Source organism: Oxalobacteraceae bacterium OTU3CAMAD1, assembly GCA_024123915.1.
Taxonomy (GTDB): Bacteria; Pseudomonadota; Gammaproteobacteria; order Burkholderiales; family Burkholderiaceae_D; genus Rugamonas.
Map to the genome: position 1 here is coordinate 4,271,282 of CP099650.1, position 25,702 is coordinate 4,296,983.

Below are 25,702 nucleotides of genomic sequence, written 5' to 3' on the forward strand. Positions count from 1 at the left end.
CCACGCGGAAAAAAAATATGTAAACTGTGCCTCCCAGTCCGGGTGCCTCCATGCGAGAAAGTGAAGCCATAATAGAACTGGGGATAACGCTACGGTCCAGTTAGCTAATAAGTTCACGTAAGCACGAAATTTCATTGTATGTAGCCCGAATTTAAAGTCCGCTGTTGGCCGGCCTCCGTTTATGCCCAATTCCGTCAAGCCACTTGTTGCTTTTCTGCTGGAATTGTGGTCGCTCTGGAAATGGCCTAGCAAACCGATGCTTAAGAACAAAGGGGGACGCCAGCAGTCGCCTGCGGATTCAACCGTTTTTAGCTGATTTCTGCTCCAGCAGAGCGGCTAAATCTTCGTATTTCGGTCCCCGCCTAACTGCGGATGAGCAATGGCAACGAGCACGGCTACGAACAGGCCATAGGCTAATTTGTCGCTTTCAAAAACGTCCATAAATATGCAGCCGATTGCGATAAGCATCGCAATCAAAAGGACAACACGGATGATCCTCGCGTTGCTGGCCTTCCGACTCGCCTTCGCAATCAAAGCCAATTCTTTTTGTGTGAATTCCATTAAACGCCTCTATTTTTTCGACAACTCATCACGTGTATGGCCGCTTTTGGCTGCAGCCTCTATACGCAACGAAACTGGACTTCGGCAGATGCATAAGTACCGTAGCTCGAGTCTTTTCCTGTGCTGCCTACCGGTTCCACTTGCTTCCCTTTCCCCAAGCAGAACTTAGCCGCGTCCTGGAACAATCGGACTTTAACTGCGCTGCTTGAAAAATCGGTAAAATTTCCAAGCCCACCGATCATATACAAATTCTGGCCTATCTCGACCACTCCATCCGTGCCCGTTGTAGCGCAACCCATTGTCGAGGAAGCGACTAGCCATGCGCTGAAAGCAGGAGTAAAAAACTTCTTCATTGTCGGGCACCTCTCTAAAAACAGCAGTTGCGTAAGGCCGCACATGGCCGATATCGAGGCGTTATTAAAAACGCGGTTGCCGCATTTCTATAACACGAGATAGAACGACTAAGCCCTTATCGAGCTTCAACATCTCGATTCGAGCTGTGACCGCCGCCAAGTCTTGTGTCGTCACAGTGCCTTCAAAACCAATTTCCACATCGACGACACCGTGACTGGCAGTCGACTTTATTTCAACGACTCGGTTAAGCTTTTGCATACTACGTTCTATCGGGTTCAACACGATTTCTACTAGCTTCTCCGGGTCGTTTTCTCGTACTGAGTAATGCACCAACACCACTGTCGCGCCCTTCTCGGCGGCAACGGCACCAGTGCCCAAACTGAGTGCTGAAGCCCCTATTAAAATTAGACTTTTGCTCTTCACGAAGCCCCCCAGAGTTGCACTCAAAATTTGCGACGTCTGCTGTTGGCCGAATACAGACAAATTTATATCAGCAACAAATATATTTAATCGGGTTTTGACTTCCGTTAGTGTATAGGTGAGCAACTGACTTGCCAACAAAGGGTTTATATCTGGCGGCATCCAACTCACCTGCCATTTTCTTCCGTTTCTTGTTATTGCTCTCTTCCCAGCCCGACGGAACGAAAACACCGCGCACGATTCCTCGTGCTACCGCAAGAACACAAGCAGCCTGGCTGGCTCGCTTAATACTTAATACCCAATTGCCTTTCACAGCATCGAATATATCAGAACGCTCAATGCTCGCGGCGCTATCGTTGTACTTCTCTAGCAGTTCACCCCATTTGCGTTCAATCTTAATTATCAGCAATGGGATTTCTTCAAAATTATCTAATTTTTCCGCGTGCAAAGCGGTTTTCAAATCACGTGCGTCTCTGATTCCTTCCGCCACTCCATGGCCCGATACTTCGTTTGTCAACGCCTCTGGCTCGATATGATTAACCATGTCGATAAGGGAAGCTTCTACCTTTATCGCTTCCTCATGCGACATCCCATAGCGAACAATTTTGTGCACTACTTCCTCGCCAGATTTTAGGATTGCCGCAATAATCTCTTGCTTGGCCGACATAACATCATCTGACTCCAAGCGCACCATCTGACCCTGCGCATGTGCAAAGACACGATTTCCTACCCCTTTCCCAACGTAAAAAGGCAGATTTTTTCTATTGGGGTCAAATAATGCATATACGTAATGCCCCAACGTCGGCCACGCATCTTGATGGAACATCTGACTCTCCCAAAGTAGTTAATATTCTAATATCTAAAAAAACACCACCGAGTCTCCTAGAGACGCTTGACTCAAGTTGAATGGTTTCACTAAAAGTGTATCTTGCTTTTATCGCGCGCGGAATTTGTATGACCCACTTGAATAAACGCCACTCATCGAGCTGAGAGCCGAAGTAAACGCAGAACAATCGAGTCGAACCATTAATACTTTCTTTATTTCCGAGTGGCGGCTTGTGGCCGAATTCAGTCGGCGGCTTTAACACCTGTTGCCGATGCCCACTGCCCCATGAAAACTCGGGCCGGTTCGTCAAGCTTCATTGACATGGCTGCCTGCGCCATCGCGTCCCAGAAGCGACGGTCTTGGAGCGAATGCGTTGCGGCTTCTGCAAGCTCTTCTAAGGCCAGTCCTAATTCGTTGTAGCACAAATATTCCTCAAAAGCAGCTAATCGATTGTCTTCCGAAGAGGAATTCACAACGATGAACGAGCTGGCTCTACGTAGCCACTCCTCGGTGATTCTCCATTGTTCCAAAAGCTCGGAACTCGCCATAATTTATTTCCAAAAGGGTTTAGCGGACGGCTATTATTGGCCGCTTGCGGACCTAACACGGCGGCAGTCACCATTCTTTCGTAATAGTGACATATTCACCTGCAACGAACAGGTGATAAGCTTCATAGCCATGGTCGTCGATTGTCAGTGTCAAACTCCCAGACGCCCCGAACTGGATGCGAATTTCGTTATTTGGAAGCCGCTCTACAGCTGTTACGCATTGCCCCAGGAGTGGGAAAAGATTGGCAGCCGGAGTGGCCAAGTCCGAATTTCCCGCCCTGATAATTTCATTGCCCTTAGTTTGGAACTCAAATCCTGCCTCGATATCCACTCTATCCCGCGCAAATTTAAGTGACAAACTATGTCGTCCGATAGCTAACTGATTTAACTCCTGCGCTACTAGCTCATTCAGCGGGAAATCATCGGGAATTGACAGTCCAGCCATTTTTCTCCTTCGTCAATAACGCCTCACTGTCTGCTTCTGGCCGGGACCGTGCCGGTAGCTAGCAGGATAGCAACTTACTCCCGCAAAAGTTTCACGCTTTCTCACTGCCGGGCAAAAGTCGTCGCGAAGCAGCTGTTACTATAACGGTTAGGTGAGCGGAATAACAACAAAATGACAATGTCTGATTGTCATTTTCACAATGAAGTTCTATGATTGGGAATTCCCCCCTCCCGAAAGATGCTCGATGAATAAATTGCCCCTGCGCGTCGCTGCCGGCGCCCTTTGGCTCGCTGTTTCCAGCGCGTCGATAGCTGATTCTTCCGTTACTATGCCAATTGAAATTAACGGCACGCTGACGGAAATTCCTGGTCCGTCGCTGCGCTGTCCGTCCAAATTCGGCGGCGTGATCATCGGGCGTGGCGAAGGCGCCCTTACCGGTCCGGTGGCATTCATCGCCAACGATTGCATCACCCAAAGCGGCACGTTGTTTACGTTCAGCGCCGGCAAGTTGATTGTCCTCACTGTAGCCGGCGACCAGATCTTCGCCGACTATAGCGGTCAGTTCGTTCCAACGGGCGTAGGGTCGAATTTCGCATTCACTGGCGCCACGTTCCAAGTGACAGGCGGCACCGGGAAATTCAACAAGGCCAGCGGCGGCGGTAACATGACCGGCGCTGAAGACATCAGCACTGGACAAGGCACGATCAAACTGAGCGGTCGCATCACCTATAAAAACAAGAACTGATCCCATATACATGTCTGGCTCGTGCACAGCGGACAACGGACTGAACTTGGAAATACCATCCCTGCCAGCCCTAGCACAACTAAGGCGCACGCTGGAAGTGCCCGACACCATGAAACTGCTGGTTGGCATCTCGTTTGGCCGGGCAGAGATGGCCGCGCGACAAGTCCCCCACATTCCGCACGTCACTAAGTGAGAGCGTGGTCATGAAATTTGGGGCCCCGAAAAGCGCAGCTCTGTTGAGCACATCATTGCCGTAGAAATCGTCACATGTTCAGCGTTTCCCCTAGCTGGCTCCAGTTCAAACTGCTCCACCTGAAAAACATATATCGTCCAATACCTACGAAAGTGACGTGGGTTGCGAAGGGTCAGCAATCACCACGCGGTTGCGGCCGGCCTGCTTGCCTCGGTAGAGCGCCGCGTCGGCACGGGCCACGCAGTGCTCGAACGTTTCGCCCGGCTGGCGGGTGGCGCAGCCGATCGTCACGCTGACCGAGAGCGGCCGGTCGTCATCGGCGTTCCGCAATGCCTCGACCGACGCGCGGATGCGTTCGGCGATGTGGGCGCCTTGTTCAACGTCCCCGGCCACGCAGATCAGAAACTCCTCCCCGCCCCAGCGCGCCACCCGTTCCTCCGGTCGCACACTGGCCTCGATCGCTTGCACCACCTGCACCAGTACGCCGTCGCCGGCCTCGTGGCCGAAGGCGTCGTTGATGCGCTTGAAGAGGTCTATGTCGGCCAGTAACAGCGTTGACATCCCGCCGGCGACCAGGGCGGTATCCACCGCATGAACCATTGCCCGGCGGTTCAGCGCGCCGGTCAGCGGATCGGTCGATGCGATGGCGCGCAATCGGTGTTCCGATGCGAGTACCGCCTTGTAATAAACGTTCGCGAGCAAGCCCAGCATCAGGAAGCCGGCGCTGACGTTAAACCAGCGCAACAGCGTCAGCACATCATGCGACACCGTCACCGGGGGCGCGTGCGCGTGTGCGTAGGCATCGAGCGCCAGATAGATCGCGAGCAGCACAACGCCATGCAGCAGTTTGCGTCGCAGCTGCGCGCCGGGGCTCACGAAGATCATGGGCAGCATCACCATCAGATAATAGTGGAAGCCACTATCCCATCCGATGAGTGCCACGGCCAACACAGCGTGCGAGATGATTTCGATCCAGATGAGCCCCATCGCCAGGCTGTTGCGGCGCGACTTCAGCGCCAGGCGGGCAGCGACATAGATCAGTATGCTGGCGCCGTTGACCCAGACCATCAGCGACACGTCGATCGCATAGAAGAGCAGCGCGAAAAGCGCGTGCGCGACGAGCGCGATCTGGCAACCGATCGACATCACGTGCCAAAACGTGCGTCCGTTTTGGCGCTGCAGCAGGAGGCCGGCATCGCGCAGCTCCGCAGGGTTGAGATTCATCCTGGATTCCTCAGTTGGCAGCAGGCGGCTTCGATAAAACTTCCTGTCGCGCTTAGCCCACTGCACTAGAATACCATGTTGCCCAGATGAAATGGCGACAGTTATCTTCGTCACCTGTCGTTAGATTGCGAAGGAGTGTTCACGCCCGCTTTGAAAATCTTTGGCGATCCCTTGAAAATCCCTGCGCCTCATAAAACCGGTGCGCATCCGAGCGGTGGTCGCCGCTTGTCACCTCGATTTTTACGCAGCCAGATGCTGAAAACCATTCGCTGGCTGCGCGCATCAGCGTGGATCCAACGCCCAGGCGTCTATGCTGTTGGTCGATGACAAAGCTCGTTATCCGACCGAGAAACCCATCAGCGTGGAATAGAGGGAGTAAATGGAGACTGATACAACCAACAATACTGTCCTCGATTGCGGCGACCAGCACTAAATCTGTCGAGCTATCTTGAATTCCGCGAAGCCTATCCGAAATCTGGGATGGGGTGGCCTCGTAGCCGAGTTGCTGCATCAACGAGGCAATATTCTCACTGTCCCTAGAAAGCACCCTTCGGATAATTGGTAGTTCAGGACTCATGCTCATGCTTTTTTACCCCCTTCCTTGCGCAAAATTCAGGCTTGGTGATGGCGCGGCCCGCGAGCACCGTCATTCAGGCGTGAGCCGCCGGCGGAGCTTGGCCGATTACGCTTCGCTAATCAGCCCTACGTGGTTTAGATTGACGCCAAAGCCACGGTTCAAGTTGACGCCGGAGTCACATTTAAATTGACGCCGAAGTCACGGTTCAAATGACGCCGGAGTCGCGGCGCAAATTGCGGCCCGTGCATTCTCTTCGGCGGCTTTTAGTAAATCTCGCGGCGCAGGCGCTGCATTTGCATGTCGTGACGCTCGACCCAGCGGCGCGCTTCGTCCAGCTGCCATTCAAGGCGGCGGATGTAGTCGATCAGCTCGCGCCTTTCCTGTTCGCGGCGGCGGTCCTGCTTCTTGGACTCTTCGTTGACTTGGCGGTCCTTGGAATCCTGCGCGCCGCGCGTGTCACGCTCCAGGCGACCCAGGCGCCGGTTGGCGTCGTACAGGCGACTTTCCAGATCGTTGACGTCGTTGAGCGCCTGCGCGCGTTTCATCGCAGCCACCTCGAAATCCTGCCCGCTGACGTACGCGCGCTTTAGCTGGTTACGCAGTTCGCCGCGACATACCTCCACCGCCATGCCGGTGTTGGCGCGTCCGCGTTCGAAGGCGTTCTCCGGCACGCAGTATTTGGCGTTCTGCTCTTCCCATGCCTTGGTGTAGACGTCGCGCGTCGACGGTATGACAAATACCCCGTCGCGCGAGGCGCTGGCCTTGCGCTCCTCCAGCATGAACGGTTTGCCGTAGCCGTCGTCCAGGCCCGCCTGGCGCCAGTGGTCGTCCAGGCGCTTTTCCCAGGCCTTGCGGTACTCGGACTCGAAAACCTTCAAACCCTTTTGACGCGCCTCCTTGCCGCGCGTGCCGAACTCCTTGCCGCTGACGGCGTCCTGCGCGCCGAGATTCCGCCAGTAGTTGACGATCTCCGCGTTCCACGCCGTGCGATACACTTCCTCCTGCACCTGCACCCCGGCGTCGCGCGCGGCCGCCGCGCGATCCCGGAAGCGGCTGTCCGGCGTGCCGTTGCGCGCATCGGTGAATCCGGCGTCCTGCCAGAACGTGCGGTTGCCGGCGTGCCAGCCGTTGGTATATGCCGCTTCGTCGAAGCGCAGTTGCGCGGTGGCGGCCCGCGCGCGGCTGTCCTCCTTCTTCGTCAACGGCAGGCCGTCGGTGCCTTCGCGCTTGCCGATGCCTTCCCAGTACTGCGAGTTTCCCTTCAACCAGCCCTCGTCGTAGCCCGCCTGGTTTAACGGCGTCTTGCGCTTGCGGACTTCCTCGCCGGCCGCGCGCACCGCGTACTGCGATTGCTGCAAACCCTTCGCGCCATCGATGGCGCCTACCGCCGCCCACATCTCGCGATTGCCCTGCTCCCAACCGGCCGTGTAGCGCGCGCCGGCATCTTCGCCGGCGGGCTTTTTGTCGTCGCCGTGATCGTCGCAGAAGTCCTTGCGGTCGGCGAAAGTGGGCGGCGCGCCGTCAAGACCGTCCGTCCTGCCGATCTGGTTCCAGTCTCCCGTCTTGCAAGCTTCTATGCGCTGTTTCATCGATGCGCCGCAGCCTCCCAGCACCAAGGGCAAAACAAGCATCAGCAGCAGCAGGCGGGCGATAGAGATCATGAGGTCCACGAAAGAGTTTTTAGCCGCGAGATTATAGATCTAAAGATTAAATAGATGATAATCTTAGAGTATCCAAATAGAAAGATTAAATCTTGCGCGTACTTGCTATCGATGCCTTCCGTGGTATCACCATCCTGGTCATGATCTTTGTAAACACGCTGGCGGGCGTGAGCGGCATGCCGCCCTGGATGGGACACGTGGCCGCCGGCGTCGACGGCATGACCTTTCCCGATGTCGTCTTCCCCGCCTTCCTTTTCATCGTCGGCATGTCGATACCGTTCGCGATGGCGCAGCGCCAGGCGGCGGGCGATACCGGCTGGAAGCTGTGGCGCCACGTGCTGGCCCGCGCCGCCGGCATGCTGGTGTTCGGCGTCTTCATGGTCAACGCGGAAGCGGGCTACAACGAGGCGGCGATGGGCATGACCGTCCACGTCTGGTCGCTGCTGTTCTACCTTTGCGCGATACTGGTGTGGGCGGTCTACCGCTTCGAAAACAAGCAGCTGGCCTTCGCGCTGCGCTTGGCCGGCGCGGCCGGACTGGTCGCGCTGGCGCTGGTTTTTCGCGGCGGACCGGATGGCAACGAGAGGTTGGCGCCGCAATGGTGGGGCATACTTGGGCTGATCGGCTGGGCGTACCTGTATGCGACCATCGCCTGGCGCCTGACCCGCGCGCGTCCGCTGCCGATCGCGCTGACGGTGCTCGCCTGCGTCGCGTGGTACTGCGTGTTCAACACGGCTGCCGTGCAGCCCTCGGCGCTGTGGACGCTGCTGGGTGCCCAATCCGGCAACGCGATCCACACCGCCATCGCGTTATGCGGCGTGCTGACGACCTTGATCTTCTTCCGCGATGGCCGCCCGCGCGCCCACCCTTTCGGCAAGGCGCTGCTGTTGGCGGCGGTGCTGGCGGCGCTGGCGTTCGCGCTGCGGCCCTGGTTCACGATATCGAAGATCGCCGCGACGCCGAGTTGGGCGCTGTACAGCGCCGCGATCTGCGTGCTGCTGTTCGCGGCGATGTACTGGCTGGTGGACTTGAAACAGCAGCGCGGCTGGGTGGCGTTCTTCCGGCCGGCGGCCGCCAATCCCCTGCTCACCTATATCCTCCCCTTCATCATCTACGCGCTGATGGAGACGCTGAACCTGGCCTTCCCTTCCATGCTGGGCGCCGGCATGCCGGGCCTGATCTGGGCGGTGATCTACGCCCTGATCGTCATGGCGCTGGTCGCCGGCCTCAACCGCCTGCACATCAAACTGCAACTCTAACAAAAAACTATGCGCATTAACTCTATCGACGCCGTACGAGGCCTGACCGTGGCCGCCATGCTCTTGGTGAACAACGCGGGTGACTGGTCAAACATCTACCCCTGGTTCGAGCACGCACACTGGCACGGCTGCACGCCGGCGGACTTGATCTTCCCTACCTTCCTGCTGATCGTCGGCGTGTCGCTCCACTTGGCGCTGGGCCGGCAACTGGACGCCGACGCCGGTCCGCTCGCGCGCAAGGCGCTGGCCCGTACGGTGTTGCTGCGCGGCGCGCGCATCTTCCTGCTCGGTCTCGCCCTCAACGCCATCTCCACGCTGATGATGGATGGACGTCCATTCCGCCTGCTCGGCGTGCTGCAGCGGATCGGCATCTGCTTCGCGGCGGCGGGCCTGCTGGCCATCTACGTGCGCGGCGCGCGGGCGCAGTGGGCGATCCTGGTCGCGATACTGCTGGGGTATTGGGGAATGCTGGTCGCCGGGGGTTCGCTGGAGCCGAACCTGAATCTGGCCGACCGCATCGACAGCGCGCTGCTCGGCCCACTGTCCTATCAATACGATGCGGCGACGGGACTGGCGCACGAACCCGAGGGCATCTTGAGCACGCTGCCGTCGCTGGCGACGGTCATCCTCGGTTTGCGGGCGGGCGCCTGGCTGCGCTACGGCCGGATTCGCCAGCTTGCCATTGGCGGCGTGGTGGCGCTGGCCGCCGGCGGCGTGTGGTCGCTGCTGCTGCCGCTGAACAAACAACTGTGGACGTCGTCGTTCGTCCTGTGGACGGGCGGTTTCGGCATGCTGGCCATCGCCGTCGCCTACCAGTTGATCGACGTGCGCGGCTGGCCGCCGCTGGGCCGCTCGATGGGCATCAACGCCATCGCCGCCTACGCCGGATCGTGGATCGCCACTTGCCTGCTGGCCTATAGCGGTGTCCTGACGCCGTTATATCAAAATGTCTTCGCCACGCCGATTACGCCGCTACTCGGGCCGGCGGCGGCATCGCTGGCCTTCGCGGCCTGCTTCACCGCCGTCTTCTGGCTGGCGACGGTGTACGCGGAAAAACGCGGCTGGCGCATCACGATTTAACCATCTTCGCGACAGCATCCACCGAAACCACCAACGTCTGATGCCGCTGCGTGCCGACAGCGCCAGGTTTGGTCGTCGATACGCAGGCGCCCAGCGCCAATGCCAGCGCGGCCGTGTAAGTGAGTAAATTGAACCGGTTCATGATCATCCCCTTTGTTGATTTTGGAACAATCATTTTGCTCTGGTGGAATATTTGGCTTCTAATCCAGATCAAGGCGGAAGCAATCATTCGCTATAATCCAACGTTCTCAACAACACTGAAGAAAGCTTCGGATGATCAAGCGTTTGCGTAGTTCCATCGCGGCCGGCACGCTGCTGCCGTTGTTGGCTTGCCTGTCCGGAGCGGCCGTGGCTGACACCTTCGAGACCATCGAATCGGCGCCGCTGAAGGAGGTTTGGCTCAATGGCGGGTTTTACTCGTATCACTTCGATCGCGACAAGGATTTGAACGATAGCAATCCGGGCCTGGGGGCGGAGTATCGGTTCTCGACGGTGGCGTCGGCCACCGCCGGGCGGTTTTATAACAGCGACCGGGCGTATTCGAATTATATCGGCGTGTATTACCAGCCGTTCAAGGTCGGGCCGGTGCGGCTGGGCGCGGTGGTGGGGGCTTTTAACGGCTATCCGAAGATGCGTGATGGCGGCTGGTTCCCGGCATTGATACCGACCGCCAGTTTTGAATATAAGAGCGTGGGGGTGAATGTGGCCTTTGTGCCGAAGTATAAGGATCGGTTGTACGGCGCGTTGTCGATCCAGTTGAAATTGAAGGTGTTCGATTAGAAATACGCGGTAGTCCGCCATGCATGACGGATTACCGCGTTGATCATATTAATGCCGCGACTTGGACGATACGGCGATCTGGTCGAGGATGTGCTTCGGCACCGCCGCGTAGTGCTTGAACTCCATCGTGTACGTGGCGCGCCCTTGCGTGAGCGAACGTAACGTCGTCGAGTAGCCAAACATCTCCGCCAGCGGCACCAGCGCGCGGATGATCTTGCCGCCGCCGCCGGGAATCTCGTCCATCCCCTGCACCATGCCGCGCCGCGCCGTCAGGTCGCCCATGGCGTTGCCCATGAACTCTTCCGGCGTTTCCACCTCGACCTGCATCATCGGTTCCAGCAGCACCGGGTCTGCCCGCTTCATGCCGTCCTTGAACGCCATCGAGCCGGCCATGCGGAAGGCGTTTTCGTTCGAATCGACATCGTGGTACGAACCGAAGGTCAACGTCACCTTGACGTCCACCACCGGATAACCGGCCAGCACGCCGCTGCGCAAAGTCTCCTGCACGCCCTTGTCGACCGCAGGAATGTACTCGCGCGGCACCACGCCGCCCTTGATAGCGTCGACGAACTGATAGCCCTTGCCAGGCTCCATCGGTTCCAGCGTCAGCACCACGTGGCCGTACTGCCCGCGCCCGCCGGACTGCTTGACGAACTTGCCTTCGACATCGCTCGCGGCCTTCTGGATGGTCTCGCGGTAGGCCACCTGCGGCTTGCCCACCGTCGCCTCGACGCTGAACTCGCGCCGCATGCGGTCCACCAGAATCTCCAGGTGCAGCTCGCCCATGCCGGACATGATGGTCTGGCCCGATTCCTCGTCCGTATGCACGCGGAAGGACGGGTCCTCCTGCGCCAGGCGGTTGAGCGCGATGCCCATCTTTTCCTGGTCGGCCTTGGTCTTCGGTTCGACCGCCTGCGAGATCACCGGTTCCGGGAAGATCATCTTTTCCAGCACGATGACGTGGTCCGGCGAGCTCAACGTGTCGCCGGTGGTCACCCCTTTCAGCCCGACGGCGGCGGCGATGTCGCCCGCGTACACCTCCTTGATCTCCTTGCGCTCGTTGGCGTGCATCTGCAGGATGCGGCCCAGGCGCTCCTTCTGGCTCTTGGTCGGGTTGTAGACCGTGTCGCCGGAATTGACCACGCCCGAATACACGCGGAAGAACGTCAGCTGGCCGACGAACGGATCGGTCATGATCTTGAAGGCGAGCGCCGAGAACGGGTCCGCGTCGCTCGGATGCCGCTCGATCGGATTGTCGTCCTCGTCGGTGCCGGCGATCGCCGGCACGTCCAGCGGCGACGGCAGGTATTCGACGACCGCGTCCAGCATCGCTTGCACGCCGCGATTCTTGAACGCGCTGCCGGCCAGCATCGGCACGATCTCGTTGCGGATCGTGCGCAGGCGCAGCCCGGTCTTGATCTCTTCCTCGGTCAGCACGCCGCCGTCCAGGTATTTTTCCAGCAGCTCGGGCGTGCCTTCGGCGGCGGCCTCGACCATCTTGTCGTGCCACTCCTGTGCCAACGCCTGTAGGTGCTCCGGGATGTCCTCGTAGGTGAACTTGACGCCCAGGCTCTCGTCGTCCCAGTTAATGGCGCGCATCTTCACCAGGTCGACGACGCCGTGGAAGTTATCCTCGGCGCCCAGCGGAATCTGGATCGGCACGGCCACGCCTTTCAGGCGGTTGGCCACCTGTTCGCGCACGCGGAAAAAGTCGGCGCCGACGCGGTCCATCTTGTTGACGAAGGCGATGCGCGGCACTTTGTACTTGTTTGCCTGGCGCCAGACGGTTTCCGATTGCGGCTGCACGCCGCCGACCGCGTCATAGACCATGACGGCGCCGTCGAGCACGCGCATCGAGCGTTCGACTTCGATCGTGAAGTCGACGTGGCCCGGCGTGTCGATGATGTTGATGCGGTGCTCGGCGAAATTGCCGGCCATGCCTTTCCAGAAGGCGGTGGTGGCGGCCGAGGTGATGGTGATCCCGCGTTCCTGCTCCTGCTCCATCCAGTCCATCGTCGCGGCGCCATTGTGCACCTCGCCGATCTTGTGATTGACGCCGGTATAAAACAGGATGCGCTCCGTGGTGGTGGTCTTGCCAGCGTCGATGTGCGCGCTGATGCCAATGTTGCGGTAACGCTCGATGGGGGTCTTGCGGGTCATCACAAATCTCCTTGAACACGTCGTGTCTTTAAGCCTTGGTAGTCTCAAGTGCGGCGATAGTTGCCGAAATCAAGCCCTGAAAAACTTTCCTAATGTGCGACATACCTAACGGCAATTAATGTAGTCTGTGTAATAAACTGCAAGCTTACATCTCACCTGGAAAAAATGCATGGTCCTCCGACGTAATACCGCCCTTCTCCTCTCCTTAGGCATGGGGCCGGCTCTGGCTTTAGCACAGTCCGCGCCGCCGCAGCCCGCCGATCTCGAATTGCGCATCGAACGTTGCTCGGTACTGGGCGACGCCAGCGCCCGCCTCGCCTGCTACGACGGCTTGGCGCGCACCACGCCGACCAAGCAGGCGGCGGGCGGCGCGGCCGTCGGCGTGCCCGATCCGGGCAACGACAGCAAGCTGGTCAACGGCGTGGTGATGCCGGCCAGCACCCAGCCGGCCGAACCGCCGGCGGCGCCGGCAGACGCGCCGATCCCGGCCAAGGTCGCCGAACTGACCACCATTCCGCCGCAGGACAAGGTCTCGCGCATGGTGCAATGGTGGGAGCTGGACCGCTCGGCCAAGCGCGGCGTGTTCAACTTCCGGCCGCACCGCGACAACTACCTGTTATTGGCGAATTACAGCACCAGCAACAACGATACGCCGTTCCAGGAATTCTCGCCCGACGGCCTCAAATCCAAGCACGTCGAGTTGATGTACCAGCTGAGTTTCAAGATGAAGATGATCGAGCAGGCCTTCGGCTGGCCGGTCGATCTGTGGTTCGGCTACACGCAGGAGAGTTTCTGGCAGGCTTACAACCGCTCCGAATCGAGCCCTTTCCGCGAGACCAACTACCAGCCGGAGCTGATGCTGACCACGCCGCTGGCGCTGAACCTGGGCGGCGTCGACGTGCGCTTCTTGACCTTGGGCCTGGTGCACCAGTCGAACGGCCAGACATCGACGTTGTCGCGCAGCTGGAACCGGGTTTACGCGCAGGTGGGCGCCGAGAAAGGCAACTTCGCCGTCAACTTCCGACTGTGGCGCAGGCTGGACAATGCGCGCTCGGACAACGACAACATCGACATCACCGATTACCTCGGCCATGGCGATCTGAACGCGAGCTACCGTTTCGATGGCCATGAATTGTCGGTCACGGCGCGGCGTAACTTCCACACCAACCATGGCGGCTTGCAAGCCGGCTGGGCGTTCCCGGTGTCGGCCAACCTGAAGGGATATGTGCAAGTTTTCAGCGGTTACGGCCAAAGTTTGATCGACTATAACTACGCGCAAAAATCCATCGGCGGCGGCTTCAAGGTCGATTTCTAAAGATTGTCAAACAAGCCGCAAAGCCGCTGCACAGCTCGCTTTGCGGTCTTTCCCTGTGTCGAATTTGGCACAAAACTCCCATTGCCTCTCGGCATGAAACTGCCTTATATTTTCCCTCGGCATCTGCTTGTGCAGATACTTTCGGTTTTCCGCCGATGTGGCGCGACCGGTCCCGTGACCGGCCACTAGACCACCAAGCGGAACCGGATACGCATCGTCAATACGTGGCGCACTGGGGGAAATAATGAAATTCGCAAACTTGAAAATTAGCGCACGGCTAGGCCTGGCTTTTGGACTGGTCGTCGCCTTGCTGCTCGTCGTCGTCGCCGTCGCGATGGGAGGTATGTCGTCGGCCGAACAGCGTCTGTACAACATCATCGACGACCGCTATTACAAAATCGAACTGACCAACAACGTCAAATACAACGTCGCCAACATCCACAAGCACATGCGCAATGTCACCATAGCCGCCGACGCAGCCGCCGTGCAGCGCGAGGTCGATACGATGAACGCGATTCGGGCCAGCAACCGCGAGCTGCTCGACAAAATGGACAAGGTACTCAACATCCCCAAGGCCCGCGAGCTGTTCACCGCCATCGTTGCCGCCCGCAAGGTTGACCTGGAAGGACAGACGTCATTGATGAAGCTGATCAATGAAGGCAAACAGGACGAGGCCCGCGCCTTGCTGACGACCTCCATCGCCCAGAACGAGCGCAACTACGTCAGCCTGCTCAGCGAGATGAGCATGGTGCAAACCGAACGCATGAAGGACGAGGCCGCACAGACCAAGCTGGGCTTCGCCTCGGCCGCACGGCTGATGATCGGCATCGCCGTGGTTACCGTGGCGCTGACCTTGCTGATCGCCTGGAGCGCCAGCCGCAGCATCACCGTGCCACTGAACCACGCGGTGGGCATGGCACGCCGTGTCGCCGACGGCGACCTTTCGGCGCGTATCGAGGTGACGTCGACCAACGAGACCGGGCAGTTGATGAGCGCGCTCAAGGACATGAACCAGAGCCTGACGGACATCGTCGGCCAAGTCCGCACCGGCACCGACACGATGGTGACCGCCTCGGTCCAGATCGCCACCGGGAATATGGATTTGTCTGCCCGCACCGAACGCCAGGCCAGCGCGCTGGAGGAAACGGCATCGTCGATGGAGGAGTTGACCAGCACGGTGCAGCAGAACGCGCAAAACGCCGAGCAGAGCAATATCTTGGCGGAGTCCGCCTCGGAGGTCGCGCTGAAGGGTAAGAACGTGGTGGCACAGGTGGTCGACACCATGGGCGCGATCAACGAATCGTCGCGCAAGATCGTCGACATCATCGGCGTCATCGACGGCATCGCCTTCCAGACCAATATCCTGGCGCTCAACGCGGCCGTGGAGGCGGCGCGCGCCGGCGAGCAGGGACGCGGCTTCGCGGTGGTCGCATCCGAGGTGCGGAATTTGGCACAACGCTCTGCCGCCGCCGCCAAGGAAATCAAGACCCTGATCGGCAACTCGGTGCAGCAGGTTGACGCCGGTGCCCATCTCGTCAATCAGGCGGGCAGTACGATGGATGAAGTGGTGGCCAGCGTGCAACGAGTGACCGGTATTCTGCGCGAAATCAGCCTGGCCAGCGCCGAGCAGACCACCGGCATTTCGCAGATCAACGAAGCGATCATTCAGATGGATGATGTGACCCAGCAGAACGCGGCCTTGGTCGAACAGGCGGCGGCAGCGGCGCAAAGCATGCGCGAGCAGGCGTCGCATTTGTCGGAGGTGGTCGGAGTGTTCCGGTTGGACGAGGCGCCTCGCGCGCCGCGTCTAGCGCAGACCAAGCGGCCACGGATCGCACTGCCTGCATAGCTGATGATGGATGCGCCGCCGGTGACGCACACATGGCGGATTACGGCGTCCCGCCTAATCCGCCCTACGTGCCTCCGGAATGAAGCGGAGGTCTGATGTCAACGGATACGCACGTTCGCGGCGGCCCGTGTGTCGAATGACTGCGGAGACACGTAGGGCGGATTAGCGTAGCGTAATCCGCCAAGCTCCGCCAACGGCCCCAAGATTGCCCCGACGTCTCAACGCCCCGGCGAACCCCGCAGGATGCGCGCCGGTAGCAGCACCACGGCGCGCAGCAGTTCAAACACGCCCTCCACGCCTATCCCGATCAGCCTGAACGGCAACGTCAGCAGCCAGAACACCGGATACAGCAGCAGCGCCAGCAAGGCCAGCGGCCAGCAAAGAAAAAGCAGTACCAGCCACAGCACAAAACTCAGCATGAGACGCCCCCGATCCAGTGATGCGATTGTCAATGCTGTCACTGTAGAACGGTGCGGCGACGCGGGCAATTCCCGTGCGACCAACTGCGTATAAACGCGATCAATCGCAGGAATTCGGGGATAAACGGAGGAGAAAGCCGGGCCTTACCAGCCGCAGACTACTGGCCCAGGCAGATAATCTTGGTCACGTACTCGTGGGCGTTCGGCTTCTTCTTGCCCGCCCAGGCGATCGCCTCGTTGGCTTGGTCGATGGTCAGGATCGACGCCTTTTCCTTGGACTTGATGAAGGACACGCCCTCGAAGGCGCCGTCCTTGCTACGCATGACTTTGGCGAACACGGGCGGTTTGGTCTCGCCGTCGGCGATTTTATTTTGCTGGATGAGGTAGCGCTGGTCGTTCTGTTCCATATATCTCTTTCTGTAAAAGACGAAATATACGCTTCAGAACGACCTTCGTGGGGACTTTTTAAGCGTAGGCGGCGATGGCCGTGGCCGGCTGCGTCACGGTATCGTGCAGGATTTCGGCGCGCAGCGCGGCCTGCAGCGACGGGATCGAGCCACCCGCGCGGTACTGGAAGCTGACCTGCAACACGTCACCTTGCTTGGCCTTGATCGGCGTCGCCAGCGGCAAGGTCATGTAGTGGTTCAGCCAATCGATGGTGGTCGAGCGCTCGGCGACCACGGCCAGCACGTTCTTGGTCACGAAGCGCATGGCGCTGATCTCGCCGGCCTTTTCGATGACGAACTTGCCCTGCCATGCATACGCCAGCTCGTTGGGCTGGTTGAAATCGATGATGCTGTAGACGGCCGGCTGCGCCGCCTCCACCGTGCCCGGATAGACTACGTTGGTCTCCTGGAACTGGACGATGGGCGCGTAAAACCCTTCGAAATCGTACTCCTGCTGCACCGGTTGCACCGCCATGATCACCGCTTCCGGCAGGAACACCGGCAGCGGTCCGCCGAAGCGCTCCAGATAGCGCCGCTTGAACGACTCGATCACCTCGACCTGCTTTTCGCGCAACATGGCCACGTGGATCATCTCGCAGATGACGACGTCGACCGGCTCCGGCGGCAGGTACTCGAAGGCGTCCGCGTGCACCACCTCGACCTTCTCGCCGTTGGGATTGAGCGCGAGCATCTTGCGCGCCTCTTTGACCATGTCTGGATTAAACTCGACGCAATACACCTTCTCCGCCTTGGCCGCCGCGAACCAGGACAGCACGCCGGTACCGCCGCCCAGCTCGAGCACCTTGGCACCAGGCTTGACCGCGTAATCGATGGCCGACTTGAAACCGTGCATACGGTTCTGGTCCATCAGCATGTTGTGATGGTAGTGGACTGGTATGAATTGCCCCAGATAGCAGCTTTCGATTTCGCGTTCGTTCAGCATGGTTTCCCTTGGTTGTGGCGCATTGTGCTTTGATGCAATACGGTGAACCTATTATCGTTAAGATTGTCCACCTATAAAGTGGCGAGCTAGGTGGGAAACCCCTGCCAGTTCTGCTTTTCCGCAAGAAAGTTATCAGAAACCGTATTCAATTATATTATAGCGATCCGCTGCACGAAAGTACGCCATGTCGCTTCAAGAACGCAACAACGTCCATTGCTACGGCGATGGTGATCACACCATGATGCTGGTGCACGGCTACGGCTGCGACCAGACGATGTGGCGCTTTTTATACCCGCACTTCGCCGAGCGCTACCAGGTGATCCTGCTGGACCTGGTTGGCAGCGGCGGCTCCGACCTGTCGGCCTACGACCGCGACAAGTACGGCACCTTGCATGGCTACGCCGACGACATGCTGGAAATAATCGATGAATTCGCCACGGGGCCGGTGATCTTCGTCGGCCACTCGGTCAGCGCGATGATCGGCATGCTGGCCACAATCAAGGCCCCGGACAAGTTTCTCGCCCAGGTCATGGTCGGGCCGTCGCCCAGCTTCATCAACGATGACGACTACGTCGGCGGCTACAACCCGGAAGACATCGAAGGCTTGCTGCAAATGATGGACGACAATTACCTGGAGTGGACCAAGGTGATGGCGCCGACCATCATGGGGGCGCCGACCAAACCGGCGTTGGCGAAGGAATTGCTGGTCCGTTTCCAGGCCAACGACCGCGAGATCGCCAGGCATTTCGCCCGGGTGACGTTCACCGCCGACCACCGCGCGGACGTGGAGAAGTCGACCGTGCCGGCCCTGATCCTGCAATGCAGCGACGACCTGATCGCGCCGCGCGAGGTGGGGGAATATCTGCACAAGCATCTGGCGAACAGCACGCTCAAGGTGATCACCAATGTCGGCCACTGCCCGCATATGAGCGCACCATCGGCCAGCTCAGAGGTGATCACGCGCTATCTGGACCGCCTTGTCAAATGCCTCGTTTGATCTATACTGTCGTCTCAAAGGAGGCAATTTATGTCAGGTTCCAAGACCGTTGCAAAGCGGACGACAGCGTCCAGCCCCGCACGCATCAAAGCGGCAACCGCGGCAGGCGGCGGTCTCGTCCTGGCGGACACCACAGCGCCGGCGGTGGTCCGCCACGGCGTCACGATCGTCGATGGTGCCCATCTTTACCGCGTCGATCCACAGGCGCGCATTGCTGTGATAAGGCAAGGCATTCCAGCGTCGATGGTCGGCAATCTTTCGTCGCGCATGGGCATGAGCAAGGAAACTTTGCTGTCCAGCCTGGGCTTGTCGCGCGCGACGATCAGCCGGAAAGAGAAGGATGCCACGGTGTTGTCCAAGGATGAATCGGAACGGGTACTGGGGGTTGAAACGCTGATCGGCATGGTGCAAACCATGGTCGAGCAGTCCGGCGATCCGACCGGGTTCGACGCCGCGCGCTGGTTATCGGAGTGGCTCACCAAGCCGTTGCCGGCGCTGGCTGGCGAGACGCCGGCGAGTTATATGGATACATTCGAGGGCCAGAAACTGGTGTCCGAGTTGCTGTCGATGAGTCAGAGCGGAGCCTACGCGTGACCGTGCCGGTCTGGCGGATTGCGGTCGAGGCGCCAACCTACGCAGCCAATGATTTGAGCGGTGCCGGCGCCAAGAGGACCGGCGGTCGTTGGAATAGCAAGGGCACGGCGGTGGTCTACTGCGCCGCAAACATCGCGCTGGCCACCCTTGAGACCGTCCATTATCTGCGTGGCGGCGGCCTCCCATACAATCGCTATCTGGTGCGCATCGATATTCCGGATGACGTATGGGCCGCGCGCGATGTCCTCGCGCCGCTGCCAGGTGGATGGGACGCAATTCCGGCTGGAATGAGCGCCAGAGCGGCGGGCGACGCCTGGGTTGCGGCGAGCGCGACGGCCGTCCTGCAAGTGCCCTCGGTGATCGTACCGGACGAATCCAACATACTAATCAATCCGCTGCACCGCGACGCCGCCGCCGTCGTCGCAACCACCCTGAAGCGTTGGAGCTACGATCCCCGGTTCTTTCCTTGATTGAGCGCCAGCCCTGTTCAAACGTGATCGACCCGGCTTAGCGTTTGCCCTTGGCCGCCAAAAACGCGTCGATCGTCTTGGCGATCCAAGGCTTGTCCGCCTTGGTGGCGAACTCGGAAGCCGTCAGCTTAAAGCCGCGATCCTTCAGCGTGGCATCGGCGCCCTGCTGCAACAACACTTCCACCACCTGCTCAGCGCCCTCGCGGGCCGCCATCATCAGCGGCGTCATCCCGGAAGGCGATTCGGCGTCGATGTAGGCATGCTGCTCCAACAGGATATTGGTGATTTCCACACTGCCGGCCGCCGCCGCGTAATGCAACGCCGTCCAGCCCTTTTGATTGACGTGCGCACCGCGCTTGATCATATCCAGCACCATCGGCTTGTTCTGGCGGAATGCCGCCATCATCAGCGCGGTGTTGCCGTTGGGCGCCTTGGCTTCCAGGTCGATGCCCGGCTGATCCATTAGCAAGGTGGCGACGTTGACCGCTTCGTGACGCATCGCCAGGATCAAACCGGTCTCGCCGCTGGGATCGCGCACATTGGGATTGAGGCCGCGCGCCAGCACCTTTTTGACGCCCGCGACGTAATCGACTTGCACGGCCCGGAAGAACGCAACCTCGTCATCCGTCTGATCGGCGGCGAAGGCCGGCAGCGCTACGGCAAGTGCGACCACACCCAGCAGGAAACGGCGGCGAACTGTCTGTAGAATCAACATGAGCTTCTCACGCCACAACGTTGAATAATTTGAAGAAATTGGCGGAAGTCTGTGCCGCCACTTGCTCCACCGGTATGCCTTTGAGCTTGGCGATATATTCGCCAACGTGGGCGACGAAACCCGGCTCGTTCATCTTGCCGCGATGCGGCATTGGCGCCAGGTACGGCGAATCGGTCTCGATCAGGATGCGCTCCAGCGGCACTTCCAGCGCCACCGCCTGCAAGTCCTTGGCGCTCTTGAAAGTCACGATGCCCGAGAACGAGATGTAAAAGCCCATGTCGATGGCCGCGCGAGCCACTTCCAGCGATTCCGTGAAGCAGTGCATGACGCCGGCGACGCCGCCAGCCTCGGTGCCGGCGCCCTCCTCGCGCATGATGCGGATCGTGTCCTCGCTGGCCGCGCGCGTGTGAATAATCAAGGGCTTACGCGTGATTCTTGAAGCTTTGATGTGAGTGCGAAAACGCTCGCGCTGCCATTCCAGGTCTCCCTGCAGACGGAAATAATCCAGGCCGGTCTCGCCGATGGCGATGATCTTCGGGTGGTTGGACAGTTCGACCAGCTGTTCGACGCTTGGTTCCGGCGTGTCCTCGTAATCGGGATGCACCCCGCAAGAGGCGTAGATGTGCGGGTATTCCTTGGCCAGCGCCAGCACTTGGGGGAAATCCGGCAAGTCGACCGACACGCACAGCGCGTGCGTCACCTTGTTGTCGGCCATCTTGGCCAGGATTTCGGGCATGCGAGCAGCCAGCTCGGGGAAATTAATATGGCAATGGGAGTCGATAAACATACCGATATTGTACCCCGGACGGGGCAGGCCCACCGGCGCAGCAGTTCGCAAAGACGCTTACAGGGTATGCGTGGCGCGTGACGACCTCAGCGCGGCGCCGAGGATTTCCTCGATCCGCAGGCGCGCGCGCTGGCCGCTCTCGTCGTCCGGAAAATGCACGCCGATGCCCTGCGCCTTGTTGTTGTGCGCGCCGGGCGGGGTGATCCAGGCGACCTTGCCGGCGATCGGATATTTGTTGGGGTCGTCCATCAACGCCAGGATCAGGTAGATCTCGTCACCCAGCTTGTACGGTTTTTGCGTCGGCACGAACATGCCGCCGTTCTTGAGGAAAGGCATGTAGGCGGCATACAGTGCCGCCTTTTCCTTGATTGCCAGCGACAACACCGTCGGCCGCGCGACTGGCACGGTGTTCGGGTCGATGGGACTGGCAGCGGACATGGATTACCTTTCAGACACTGAGGCGGTATAGTCGAGCAACATATCCTCCAAAAACAGCTTCGGCGACAACGGATGGTCTGAGGTCGCGCGACGCTCGTTGGCACCCTTGATCGCCGCCAACAGCTTGCTGACGTGGATCTTGTCCGCCAGCCCGGCCAGCTCTTTCTGGTAGCGGGGATAGTAACGGATGTTACCTGCCAGTTTGTAGGAAAACAAATCATAAAGCCAGCGTTGCAGCCAAGATACTTGCGCGCTCAGGGGCACTTTTTGAAGTTTATCAGCAACTTTCAACGCGCCCTCGACACTCGGTCGCGCCAGCAGTTGCAGCAGCACCTCCAGATCGTCGCGGTTGCCAGTCTCAGCCTGCGCCATGGCCGCCAGCGGCGCGCCACCCTGCTCGCGCAGCCAGCTGTCGGCGTCGGCCACGCCCTGCGCCTTGAGCCAGGCCAGCGCCTCGGCATGGCTCGGCATCGGCAGCGCGAACTTGCGGCAGCGCGACAGGATGGTCGGCAACAGGCGGTCTAGGCTGTTGGAGGCCAGCAGGAACACCGTACCCGGAGGCGGCTCCTCCAGCGTCTTCAGCAAAGCGTTCGAGGCCGGCATGTTCAGCGCCTCGGCCGGATATAGCACCACCACGCGCAAGCCCTGGCGATGGGTCGAGATGTTCATGAAATCGGCCAGATTGCGTATCTGCTCGATCTTGATTTCCTTGGACGGCGCCTTGGCCGACTTGGCCGACTTCTTGGTCTCCGCCTCGCCGTCTTCACCACCTTCGGCGGTCGGCTCGTCTTCCAGCGCCTCCGGACGCACGCGGCGGTAGTCCGGATGGTTTTGCTGCGCGAACCAGCCGCACGACGCACACTGGCCGCAGGCGTGGCCATCGGGCAGCACCGCCTCGCACAGCAAGCCTTGGGCGAAACTTTCGATAAAGTCCGACTTGCCGATGCCGGCGGCGCCGTGGAACAGGATGGCGTGCGGCATGCGCTGGCGCAGCTGTTGCAGCTGCGTCCACGACGATTCTTGCCACGGATAGATGGTATTACTCATTATATTCAGTTACTTAGCTGATGCGTTTAAAGTAGATCGTCAAGTATTGCGCCGATCTGCAGCTGGATCTCCGCAATGGACTGCGTCGAATCGATCACGCGGAAGCGCTCGGGGAACTGGGTCGCGCGGCGCAGATACTCGTTGCGGGTGGCGGCGAAGAAATCGGCCTTCTCCTGCTCGAACTTGTCCAGCGACCGGGTGGCGTCGAGCCGGGCCCGCGCCACTTCCAGCGGCACGTCGAACAGCAGGGTCAGGTCCGGCTGCAGATGCGGATGCACCCACTGCTCCAGCGCCTCCAGCTTGGCCAGGTCCATGCCACGGCCTCCGCCCTGGTAGGCGAAGCTGGCGTCGGTAAAGCGGTCAGAAATGACCCAGGCGCCGTCGGCTAGCGCCGGCGCGATCACCTGCGCGATATGCTCGCGGCGGCTGGCGAACATCAGCAGCGCCTCGGTTTCCAGGTGCATCTTTTCATGCAGCACCAGTTCGCGCAGCTTTTCGCCCAGCGGCGTGCCGCCCGGCTCGCGCGAGCTGACCAGCGCGATGCCGCGCGATTTGATGTATTCGCTGACGAACGCGATGTGGGTCGACTTGCCGGCCCCGTCTATGCCCTCGAAGGTGATGAATTTGCCGCTGTGTTGCGTGGCGCTTTGTTGAGTCATGTAGTTTTTATCGCAGTTGCTATCTCTGGTACTGATTCACTGCCCGGTTGTGGTCGGTCAGGTTATCGGAAAATTTACTGGTGCCGTTGCCACGGGCTACGAAATACAGGGCTTGCGTCTTGGCGGGCGCCAGCGCGGCGGCCAGCGACTGCACACCAGGCAAGGCGATCGGCGTCGGCGGCAGGCCGCTGCGCGTATAGGTATTGTACGGGGTGTCAGTCTCCAGGTCCTTTTTACGGATGTTGCCCTCGTACTTGGTGCCCATGCCGTAGATCACGGTCGGATCGGTCTGCAGCATCATGCCGATGCGCAGCCGATTGACGAACACGGCGGCGATCATGTTGCGCTCGGACTTTTGTCCGGTCTCCTTCTCGACGATGGACGCCATCGTCAGCGCCTCGTACGGATTCTTGTACGGCAGCGCCGGATCGCGCTTTTCCCACGCCGAAGCCAGGCGGTTGAGCATCAACGCATGCGCCTGGCGGTAGATCTGCAAGTCGCTGGCACCCTTGGCGAACAGATAAGTGTCCGGGAAGAACAAGCCCTCGGGCTGCTTGTATTCGGAGGCGATGGCGTTCATCACCTCCTGGTCGCTCAGCGAGGTGGTGTCGTGCTTGAGGCCGCGATGGGCGGCGATGGCCGCGCGCATCTGGCGGAAGGTCCAGCCTTCGATGATGGTCAGCTGCTCCTGCGCGAACTCGCCGCGCACCAGCTGGTCGATCAGCTTAAGCGGCGTGACGCCAGGCTTGAGCTCGTAGGAACCGGCCTTCAAGCGGCCGCTTTTATTGGTCACGCGGGCCAGCAGGTTGAACAGCAAGGGCCCCATCGGAATGCCGGCATCGGAGATTTGCTCGCCGGCCGCGTGGGCGCCGCTGCCCGGAAGGATGGTGAACGGTATCGGTTCGACGTCGCCGACGATAATCGGGGCCTGCGACCAATACATGAAGTAACCGCCGCCGGCGATTGCCAGGAGAACGCAGAGTGTAATTATTTTTTTGATAAATGCCATTGTTCGAGCCGGATTGTAGGATCAACTGAAATCGGGTACAGCTTGCCACTTCTCGGACCAGACCGCCAGCGCCGCGTTTTGCACGGCATCCGACGCGATCTTCGGGACATCACTATAATGAGCCCGTAATGATAATGCTTTAATCGTCAAACTATTGGAAATTATGTCTTCTTGGAATGAACTTTTAGCACAGCCGTCCGCCCCGCTGACGCCCACCGCGCTGGCGGTCGGTTTTGTCGCGCCCATCACCGACCAGGGCTTGATCGCGCTGGATGGGGAGGAAGCGGCCGGTTTCCTGCACAACCAACTCACCAACGACGTCGAGCACCTCGGCCTGGGCGAAGCCCGCCTGGCCGGCTACTGCTCGCCGAAGGGCCGCCTGCTGGCCTCGTTTCTGATGTGGCGCAGCGAGACGACTATCTTCCTGCAATTATCGCGCGACATCCAGGTCGCCGTGCAAAAGCGGCTGTCGATGTTCGTTTTGCGCGCCAAAGCCAAACTCAGCGACGCCACCGAGGCGCCCGCCAACCAGGTTGTCCTCGGCCTGGGCGGCGGCCTGGCCGAAGCCGTGCTGCAAACGTGGTTCGACACCCTGCCCGCCAAACCGTTCGCCAAAGTCGACCACCCGCTGGGCACCTTGATCCGCGTGGCCGACGCCTTCGGCGCCGCCCGCTACCAGTGGCTGCTGTCGGCCGAGGTTGCGCAAACGGTCGCGGCGGAACTGGCCGATCGCCTGACCGTCGGCGGCAACCAGGCCTGGCACTTGTCCGAAATCCACGCCGGCATCCCGCAGATCGCCAAGGCCACGCAGGAACAGTTCGTCCCGCAGATGGTCAACCTGGAGCTGCTGGGCGGCGTCAACTTTAAAAAGGGTTGCTACCCGGGCCAGGAAATCGTCGCCCGCAGCCAGTACCTCGGCAAGCTCAAGCGTCGCACCACCCTGGTCAGCATCCCCGACCCGACGGCCGCCGCCGGCGCCGAAGTGTTCGCCACGGCCGACCCCGAGCAGCCCTGCGGCATGATCGTCAACGCCGCAGCCAACGGCAACGGCGGCATCGACGCGCTGGTCGAAATGAAGCTGGCCGCGATCGAAGCGGCCTCGGTCCGCCTCGGCTCGGCGCAGGGCCCCGCCCTGGCCTTCCTCGACATGCCGTACATGCTGGACCCGCTCGACCTCTAGC

29 protein-coding genes are annotated in these 25,702 nt (G+C 59.9%); 10 read left to right on the forward strand and 19 right to left on the reverse strand.

The features are described from left to right. Positions 1–336 precede the first annotated feature (336 nt). The 5 genes from NHH88_18360 to NHH88_18380 all read right to left on the reverse strand — a co-directional run bounded on the left by NHH88_18360 (position 337) and on the right by NHH88_18380 (position 3,154). A complete protein-coding gene (locus tag NHH88_18360; GenBank protein ID USX11669.1) occupies positions 337–561 on the reverse strand; it encodes a hypothetical protein in 225 nt (74 codons plus the stop codon). Positions 562–978: 417 nt separating this feature from the next. Further along, entirely contained in the window at positions 979–1,338 is a 360-nt protein-coding gene (locus NHH88_18365) for a hypothetical protein (protein ID USX11670.1), read from the reverse strand. Positions 1,339–1,405: 67 nt separating this feature from the next. Next, positions 1,406–2,161, reverse strand: coding sequence for a hypothetical protein (locus NHH88_18370; protein USX11671.1), 756 nt, complete (start codon positions 2,159–2,161; stop codon positions 1,406–1,408). A 242-nt stretch (positions 2,162–2,403) separates the two neighbouring features. Beyond that, a complete protein-coding gene (locus NHH88_18375; protein USX11672.1) occupies positions 2,404–2,709 on the reverse strand; it encodes a hypothetical protein in 306 nt (101 codons plus the stop codon). Between the two features lie 67 nt (positions 2,710–2,776). Continuing rightward, entirely contained in the window at positions 2,777–3,154 is a 378-nt protein-coding gene (locus tag NHH88_18380) for a hypothetical protein (GenBank protein USX11673.1), read from the reverse strand. A gap of 244 nt (positions 3,155–3,398) precedes the next feature. Here NHH88_18380 and NHH88_18385 point away from each other — a divergent pair, with 244 nt between their 5' ends. Next, entirely contained in the window at positions 3,399–3,899 is a 501-nt protein-coding gene (locus NHH88_18385; GenBank protein ID USX11674.1) for a hypothetical protein, read from the forward strand. Between the two features lie 337 nt (positions 3,900–4,236). Here the strand turns inward: NHH88_18385 and NHH88_18390 are convergent, their stop codons facing one another. The 3 genes from NHH88_18390 to NHH88_18400 all read right to left on the reverse strand — a co-directional run bounded on the left by NHH88_18390 (position 4,237) and on the right by NHH88_18400 (position 7,554). Continuing rightward, positions 4,237–5,316 (reverse strand): GGDEF domain-containing protein, encoded by a 1,080-nt coding sequence (locus NHH88_18390; protein USX11675.1) that lies wholly within the window; start codon positions 5,314–5,316, stop codon positions 4,237–4,239. Positions 5,317–5,455: 139 nt separating this feature from the next. Beyond that, a complete protein-coding gene (locus tag NHH88_18395; protein USX11676.1) occupies positions 5,456–5,899 on the reverse strand; it encodes a GNAT family N-acetyltransferase in 444 nt (147 codons plus the stop codon). 257 nt (positions 5,900–6,156) lie between these two features. Further along, positions 6,157–7,554 carry a DUF2799 domain-containing protein gene (locus NHH88_18400; GenBank protein USX11677.1) on the reverse strand — a complete coding sequence of 466 codons (1,398 nt, stop codon included), beginning with the start codon at positions 7,552–7,554 and terminating at the stop codon, positions 6,157–6,159. A 92-nt stretch (positions 7,555–7,646) separates the two neighbouring features. Here NHH88_18400 and NHH88_18405 point away from each other — a divergent pair, with 92 nt between their 5' ends. Continuing rightward, positions 7,647–8,813, forward strand: a complete 1,167-nt coding sequence (locus NHH88_18405; protein USX11678.1) for a DUF5009 domain-containing protein — start codon at positions 7,647–7,649, stop codon at positions 8,811–8,813. A gap of 9 nt (positions 8,814–8,822) precedes the next feature. Next, complete coding sequence (locus tag NHH88_18410; protein ID USX11679.1) at positions 8,823–9,893, forward strand: heparan-alpha-glucosaminide N-acetyltransferase domain-containing protein; 1,071 nt, start codon at positions 8,823–8,825, stop codon at positions 9,891–9,893. On the opposite strand, the gene NHH88_18415 is transcribed toward NHH88_18410, so the two are convergent. Next, positions 9,883–10,122 carry a hypothetical protein gene (locus NHH88_18415; protein USX11680.1) on the reverse strand — a complete coding sequence of 80 codons (240 nt, stop codon included), beginning with the start codon at positions 10,120–10,122 and terminating at the stop codon, positions 9,883–9,885. The genes NHH88_18410 and NHH88_18415 overlap by 11 nt on opposite strands. Positions 10,123–10,166: 44 nt before the next feature. On the opposite strand from NHH88_18415, the gene NHH88_18420 reads away from it, so the two are divergent. Continuing rightward, positions 10,167–10,673 (forward strand): hypothetical protein, encoded by a 507-nt coding sequence (locus NHH88_18420; protein USX11681.1) that lies wholly within the window; start codon positions 10,167–10,169, stop codon positions 10,671–10,673. A gap of 48 nt (positions 10,674–10,721) precedes the next feature. Here the strand turns inward: NHH88_18420 and fusA are convergent, their stop codons facing one another. Then, positions 10,722–12,833, reverse strand: coding sequence for an elongation factor G (fusA, locus tag NHH88_18425; GenBank protein USX11682.1), 2,112 nt, complete (start codon positions 12,831–12,833; stop codon positions 10,722–10,724). A gap of 268 nt (positions 12,834–13,101) precedes the next feature. On the opposite strand from fusA, the gene NHH88_18430 reads away from it, so the two are divergent. After that, positions 13,102–14,148, forward strand: a complete 1,047-nt coding sequence (locus NHH88_18430) for a phospholipase A (GenBank protein USX11683.1) — start codon at positions 13,102–13,104, stop codon at positions 14,146–14,148. A gap of 244 nt (positions 14,149–14,392) precedes the next feature. Next, complete coding sequence (locus tag NHH88_18435) at positions 14,393–15,997, forward strand: methyl-accepting chemotaxis protein (GenBank protein ID USX11684.1); 1,605 nt, start codon at positions 14,393–14,395, stop codon at positions 15,995–15,997. A 218-nt stretch (positions 15,998–16,215) separates the two neighbouring features. Here NHH88_18435 and NHH88_18440 read toward each other — a convergent pair whose 3' ends face one another. From NHH88_18440 to NHH88_18450, 3 genes are all read right to left on the reverse strand, one after another. Further along, positions 16,216–16,416, reverse strand: coding sequence for a hypothetical protein (locus NHH88_18440; GenBank protein ID USX11685.1), 201 nt, complete (start codon positions 16,414–16,416; stop codon positions 16,216–16,218). A 158-nt stretch (positions 16,417–16,574) separates the two neighbouring features. Next, positions 16,575–16,823 carry a hypothetical protein gene (locus NHH88_18445; GenBank protein USX11686.1) on the reverse strand — a complete coding sequence of 83 codons (249 nt, stop codon included), beginning with the start codon at positions 16,821–16,823 and terminating at the stop codon, positions 16,575–16,577. A 58-nt stretch (positions 16,824–16,881) separates the two neighbouring features. Continuing rightward, positions 16,882–17,805, reverse strand: a complete 924-nt coding sequence (locus NHH88_18450; protein USX11687.1) for a methyltransferase domain-containing protein — start codon at positions 17,803–17,805, stop codon at positions 16,882–16,884. Positions 17,806–17,989: 184 nt separating this feature from the next. Between NHH88_18450 and NHH88_18455 the strand changes: the two genes are divergently transcribed. The 3 genes from NHH88_18455 to NHH88_18465 are packed head-to-tail and all read left to right on the forward strand — an operon-like array spanning position 17,990 to position 19,866. Continuing rightward, positions 17,990–18,802, forward strand: a complete 813-nt coding sequence (locus NHH88_18455; protein ID USX11688.1) for an alpha/beta hydrolase — start codon at positions 17,990–17,992, stop codon at positions 18,800–18,802. A gap of 30 nt (positions 18,803–18,832) precedes the next feature. Beyond that, positions 18,833–19,396 (forward strand): MbcA/ParS/Xre antitoxin family protein, encoded by a 564-nt coding sequence (locus NHH88_18460; protein USX11689.1) that lies wholly within the window; start codon positions 18,833–18,835, stop codon positions 19,394–19,396. Then, complete coding sequence (locus NHH88_18465; GenBank protein USX11690.1) at positions 19,393–19,866, forward strand: RES family NAD+ phosphorylase; 474 nt, start codon at positions 19,393–19,395, stop codon at positions 19,864–19,866. Before NHH88_18460 ends, NHH88_18465 begins: the two co-directional genes overlap by 4 nt. A 37-nt stretch (positions 19,867–19,903) precedes the next feature. Here the strand turns inward: NHH88_18465 and NHH88_18470 are convergent, their stop codons facing one another. Genes NHH88_18470 through mltG form a run of 6 tightly spaced genes read right to left on the reverse strand, consistent with a single transcriptional unit; the run spans position 19,904 to position 24,521 of the window. Further along, the gene (locus tag NHH88_18470; protein USX11691.1) at positions 19,904–20,581 is read right to left on the reverse strand and encodes an ankyrin repeat domain-containing protein; all 678 of its coding nucleotides are present in this window, start codon (positions 20,579–20,581) and stop codon (positions 19,904–19,906) included. A gap of 7 nt (positions 20,582–20,588) precedes the next feature. Then, positions 20,589–21,368, reverse strand: coding sequence for a TatD family hydrolase (locus tag NHH88_18475; GenBank protein ID USX11692.1), 780 nt, complete (start codon positions 21,366–21,368; stop codon positions 20,589–20,591). 57 nt (positions 21,369–21,425) lie between these two features. Continuing rightward, positions 21,426–21,806 (reverse strand): PilZ domain-containing protein, encoded by a 381-nt coding sequence (locus NHH88_18480; GenBank protein USX11693.1) that lies wholly within the window; start codon positions 21,804–21,806, stop codon positions 21,426–21,428. Between the two features lie 3 nt (positions 21,807–21,809). Then, entirely contained in the window at positions 21,810–22,853 is a 1,044-nt protein-coding gene (locus tag NHH88_18485; protein ID USX11694.1) for a DNA polymerase III subunit delta', read from the reverse strand. A gap of 26 nt (positions 22,854–22,879) precedes the next feature. Beyond that, entirely contained in the window at positions 22,880–23,512 is a 633-nt protein-coding gene (gene tmk, locus NHH88_18490) for a dTMP kinase (protein USX11695.1), read from the reverse strand. A gap of 19 nt (positions 23,513–23,531) precedes the next feature. Further along, positions 23,532–24,521 carry an endolytic transglycosylase MltG gene (gene mltG / locus NHH88_18495; protein ID USX11696.1) on the reverse strand — a complete coding sequence of 330 codons (990 nt, stop codon included), beginning with the start codon at positions 24,519–24,521 and terminating at the stop codon, positions 23,532–23,534. Between the two features lie 163 nt (positions 24,522–24,684). On the opposite strand from mltG, the gene NHH88_18500 reads away from it, so the two are divergent. After that, entirely contained in the window at positions 24,685–25,701 is a 1,017-nt protein-coding gene (locus NHH88_18500; GenBank protein ID USX11697.1) for a folate-binding protein, read from the forward strand. Position 25,702: the final 1 nt, after the last annotated feature.

What these genes read in the sequence shown, in the direction of transcription:
- NHH88_18475 (USX11692.1), bottom strand. Translation starts at nt 21,368, where the DNA reads ATGTTTATCGACTCCCATTGCCATATTAATTTCCCCGAGCTGGCTGCT.
- NHH88_18500 (USX11697.1), top strand. Translation starts at nt 24,685, where the DNA reads ATGTCTTCTTGGAATGAACTTTTAGCACAGCCGTCCGCCCCGCTGACG.
- NHH88_18460 (USX11689.1), top strand. Translation starts at nt 18,833, where the DNA reads ATGTCAGGTTCCAAGACCGTTGCAAAGCGGACGACAGCGTCCAGCCCC.
- fusA (USX11682.1), bottom strand. Translation starts at nt 12,833, where the DNA reads ATGACCCGCAAGACCCCCATCGAGCGTTACCGCAACATTGGCATCAGC.
- NHH88_18380 (USX11673.1), bottom strand. Translation starts at nt 3,154, where the DNA reads ATGGCTGGACTGTCAATTCCCGATGATTTCCCGCTGAATGAGCTAGTA.
- NHH88_18410 (USX11679.1), top strand. Translation starts at nt 8,823, where the DNA reads ATGCGCATTAACTCTATCGACGCCGTACGAGGCCTGACCGTGGCCGCC.
- NHH88_18375 (USX11672.1), bottom strand. Translation starts at nt 2,709, where the DNA reads ATGGCGAGTTCCGAGCTTTTGGAACAATGGAGAATCACCGAGGAGTGG.
- tmk (USX11695.1), bottom strand. Translation starts at nt 23,512, where the DNA reads ATGACTCAACAAAGCGCCACGCAACACAGCGGCAAATTCATCACCTTC.
- NHH88_18390 (USX11675.1), bottom strand. Translation starts at nt 5,316, where the DNA reads ATGAATCTCAACCCTGCGGAGCTGCGCGATGCCGGCCTCCTGCTGCAG.
- NHH88_18455 (USX11688.1), top strand. Translation starts at nt 17,990, where the DNA reads ATGTCGCTTCAAGAACGCAACAACGTCCATTGCTACGGCGATGGTGAT.
- NHH88_18470 (USX11691.1), bottom strand. Translation starts at nt 20,581, where the DNA reads ATGTTGATTCTACAGACAGTTCGCCGCCGTTTCCTGCTGGGTGTGGTC.
- NHH88_18385 (USX11674.1), top strand. Translation starts at nt 3,399, where the DNA reads ATGAATAAATTGCCCCTGCGCGTCGCTGCCGGCGCCCTTTGGCTCGCT.
- NHH88_18450 (USX11687.1), bottom strand. Translation starts at nt 17,805, where the DNA reads ATGCTGAACGAACGCGAAATCGAAAGCTGCTATCTGGGGCAATTCATA.
- mltG (USX11696.1), bottom strand. Translation starts at nt 24,521, where the DNA reads ATGGCATTTATCAAAAAAATAATTACACTCTGCGTTCTCCTGGCAATC.
- NHH88_18445 (USX11686.1), bottom strand. Translation starts at nt 16,823, where the DNA reads ATGGAACAGAACGACCAGCGCTACCTCATCCAGCAAAATAAAATCGCC.
- NHH88_18360 (USX11669.1), bottom strand. Translation starts at nt 561, where the DNA reads ATGGAATTCACACAAAAAGAATTGGCTTTGATTGCGAAGGCGAGTCGG.
- NHH88_18435 (USX11684.1), top strand. Translation starts at nt 14,393, where the DNA reads ATGAAATTCGCAAACTTGAAAATTAGCGCACGGCTAGGCCTGGCTTTT.
- NHH88_18440 (USX11685.1), bottom strand. Translation starts at nt 16,416, where the DNA reads ATGCTGAGTTTTGTGCTGTGGCTGGTACTGCTTTTTCTTTGCTGGCCG.
- NHH88_18415 (USX11680.1), bottom strand. Translation starts at nt 10,122, where the DNA reads ATGATTGCTTCCGCCTTGATCTGGATTAGAAGCCAAATATTCCACCAG.
- NHH88_18480 (USX11693.1), bottom strand. Translation starts at nt 21,806, where the DNA reads ATGTCCGCTGCCAGTCCCATCGACCCGAACACCGTGCCAGTCGCGCGG.
- NHH88_18395 (USX11676.1), bottom strand. Translation starts at nt 5,899, where the DNA reads ATGAGCATGAGTCCTGAACTACCAATTATCCGAAGGGTGCTTTCTAGG.
- NHH88_18370 (USX11671.1), bottom strand. Translation starts at nt 2,161, where the DNA reads ATGTTCCATCAAGATGCGTGGCCGACGTTGGGGCATTACGTATATGCA.
- NHH88_18420 (USX11681.1), top strand. Translation starts at nt 10,167, where the DNA reads ATGATCAAGCGTTTGCGTAGTTCCATCGCGGCCGGCACGCTGCTGCCG.
- NHH88_18485 (USX11694.1), bottom strand. Translation starts at nt 22,853, where the DNA reads ATGAGTAATACCATCTATCCGTGGCAAGAATCGTCGTGGACGCAGCTG.
- NHH88_18400 (USX11677.1), bottom strand. Translation starts at nt 7,554, where the DNA reads ATGATCTCTATCGCCCGCCTGCTGCTGCTGATGCTTGTTTTGCCCTTG.